The 3,119-nt window shown below is 57.4% G+C and carries 1 rRNA gene; it reads left to right on the top strand.

Annotated features, from left to right (window positions below):
• Positions 1-115: 115 nt before the first annotated feature.
• A 23S ribosomal RNA gene (locus tag SM577_RS31585) occupies positions 116-3,119 on the top strand; the annotation flags it as partial.

The following is a 3,119-nucleotide window of genomic DNA, read 5'->3' as shown; positions in this document are numbered from 1 at the left end:
TGCCAGGCGCGGCCTGGTCTCGCATACCGCCGGCGGTTGTCGGGTTTGGTGTGGGGCTGTGGGTTGTGGGTTGGTCGTTTGTTGAGAATTGCACAGTGGACGCGAGCATCTTTGTGGTCAAGTTGTCAAGGGCGAACGGTGGATGCCTTGGCACCAGGAGCCGATGAAGGACGTGGGAGGCCGCGATAGGCCTGGGGGAGCTGTCAACCGAGCTGTGATCCCAGGGTGTCCGAATGGGGAAACCTGGCTGGAGTCATGTCCAGTCACCCGCACCTGAACACATAGGGTGTGTGGGGGGAACGCGGGGAAGTGAAACATCTCAGTACCCGTAGGAAGAGAAAACAAAGAGTGATTCCGTGAGTAGTGGCGAGCGAAAGCGGATGGAGGCTAAACCGGCTGCGTGTGATACCTGTCAGGGGTTGCGTGGTCGGGGTTGTGGGACCCTGCTACACGAGCTGACACTCGTGTGAGGAGTTACAAAGTCAGTGGCTAGTCGAACAGTCTGGAAAGGCTGACCGTAGACGGTGATAGTCCGGTAGGTGAAAGTTGCTGATCTCCTGTGGGTGTTCCCGAGTAGCGGCGGACTCCTGAAATCTGCCGTGAATCTGCCAGGACCACCTGGTAAGCCTAAATACTTCCTGGTGACCGATAGCGGACGAGTACCGTGAGGGAATGGTGAAAAGTACCCCGGGAGGGGAGTGAAATAGTACCTGAAACCGTTCGCCTACAATCCGTCGGAGCCTTGCGGGGTGACGGCGTGCCTTTTGAAGAATGAGCCTGCGAGTTAGTGGCATGTGGCGAGGTTAACCCGTGTGGGGGAGCCGTAGCGAAAGCGAGTCTGAATAGGGCGATTCAGTCGCGTGTCCTAGACCCGAAGCGGAGTGATCTAGCCATGGGCAGGCTGAAGCGCGGGTAAGACCGCGTGGAGGGCCGAACCCACCAACGTTGAAAAGTTGGGGGATGACCTGTGGTTAGGGGTGAAAGGCCAATCAAACTCCGTGATAGCTGGTTCTCCCCGAAATGCATTTAGGTGCAGCGTCGCGTGTTTCTTGCCGGAGGTAGAGCACTGGATGGTCTAGGGGGCCCACAAGCTTACCGAAATCAGCCAAACTCCGAATGCCGGTAAGTGAGAGCGCGGCAGTGAGACTGCGGGGGATAAGCTTCGTAGTCGAGAGGGAAACAGCCCAGATCACCAGCTAAGGCCCCTAAGCGTGTGCTAAGTGGAAAAGGATGTGGGGTCGCATAGACAACCAGGAGGTTGGCTTAGAAGCAGCCACCCTTTAAAGAGTGCGTAATAGCTCACTGGTCAAGTGGTTCCGCGCCGACAATGTAGCGGGGCTCAAGTACACCGCCGAAGCTGTGGCACTCACACAAGTACTTCGCCGGCACTTTCGGGTGTTGGTGCAGGTGTGTGGGTGGGTAGGGGAGCGTCGTGCCGGGGGTGAAGCAGCCGAGTGATCGAGTTGTGGACGCGGCACGAGTGAGAATGCAGGCATGAGTAGCGAAAGAAGGGTGAGAAACCCTTCCGCCGGATGACCAAGGGTTCCAGGGCCAGGCTAATCCGCCCTGGGTGAGTCGGGACCTAAGGCGAGGCCGAGAGGCGTAGTCGATGGACAACGGGTTGATATTCCCGTACCCGCGAAAGAGCGACCCTGACGAACCTCGTTGTGCTAACCACCCAAACCATCCAAGACCTTCGGGTTGAGGGTGGGGAGCGTGGGAACCTGGCGGGTAGTAGTCAAGCGATGGGGTGACGCAGGAAGGTAGCTGATCCCGGCCGGTGGTTGTGCCGGGGTAAGCGTGTAGGCCGTGCTGTAGGCAAATCCGCAGCACATGAAGGCTGAGACGTGATGCCGAGCCGATTCAGGTGAAGTCAGTGATCCTATGCTGCCGAGAAAAGCCTCTAGCGAGTTCTGAGCGGCCCGTACCCCAAACCGACACAGGTGGTCAGGTAGAGAATACCGAGGCGATCGGGCGAACTGTGGTTAAGGAACTCGGCAAATTGCCCCCGTAACTTAGGGAGAAGGGGGGCCGGAGACGTGAAGCCCCGCGCGGGTGGAGCGTTGTATGGCCGCAGAGAGCAGGGGGAAGCGACTGTTTACTAAAAACACAGGTCCATGCGAAGAAGTAATTCGATGTATATGGACTGACGCCTGCCCGGTGCTGGAACGTTAAGGGGACCTGTTAGCTCTTCGGGGCGAAGCGGAGAACTTAAGCGCCAGTAAACGGCGGTGGTAACTATAACCATCCTAAGGTAGCGAAATTCCTTGTCGGGTAAGTTCCGACCTGCACGAATGGCGTAACGACTTCCCCACTGTCTCAACCACAGGCCCGGCGAAATTGCAGTACGAGTAAAGATGCTCGTTACGCGCGGCAGGACGGAAAGACCCCGGGACCTTTACTATAGCTTGACATTGGTATCCGAATTAGCTTGTGTAGGATAGGTGGGAGCCGGTGAAGTCCATACGCCAGTATGGGTGGAGGCAATCTTGAAATACCACTCTGGTTGATTTGGGTATCTAACTTCGGACCGTTATCCGGTTCAGGGACAGTGTCTGGTGGGTAGTTTAACTGGGGCGGTTGCCTCCTAAAGGGTAACGGAGGCGCCCAAAGGTTCCCTCAGCCTGGTTGGCAATCAGGTGTTGAGTGCAAGTACACAAGGGAGCTTGACTGTGAGACTGACAGGTCGAGCAGGGACGAAAGTCGGGACTAGTGATCCGGCACTTGCGTGTGGAAGCGGTGTCGCTCAACGGATAAAAGGTACCCCGGGGATAACAGGCTGATCTTCCCCAAGAGTCCATATCGACGGGATGGTTTGGCACCTCGATGTCGGCTCGTCGCATCCTGGGGCTGTAGCAGGTCCCAAGGGTTGGGCTGTTCGCCCATTAAAGCGGTACGCGAGCTGGGTTTAGAACGTCGTGAGACAGTTCGGTCCCTATCCGCCGTGCGCGTAGGATACTTGAGAAGGGCTGTCCCTAGTACGAGAGGACCGGGACGGACGAACCTCTGGTGTGCCAGTTGTCCCGCCAGGGGCACGGCTGGTTAGCTACGTTCGGAAGGGATAACCGCTGAAAGCATCTAAGCGGGAAGCTCGCTTCAAGATGAGGTATCCCACCACC

The organism is Micromonospora desertarenae (genome assembly GCF_056150265.1).
Note: the sequence above shows the minus strand (reverse complement) of the source record. Positions and strands in the feature narration are given on the sequence as shown.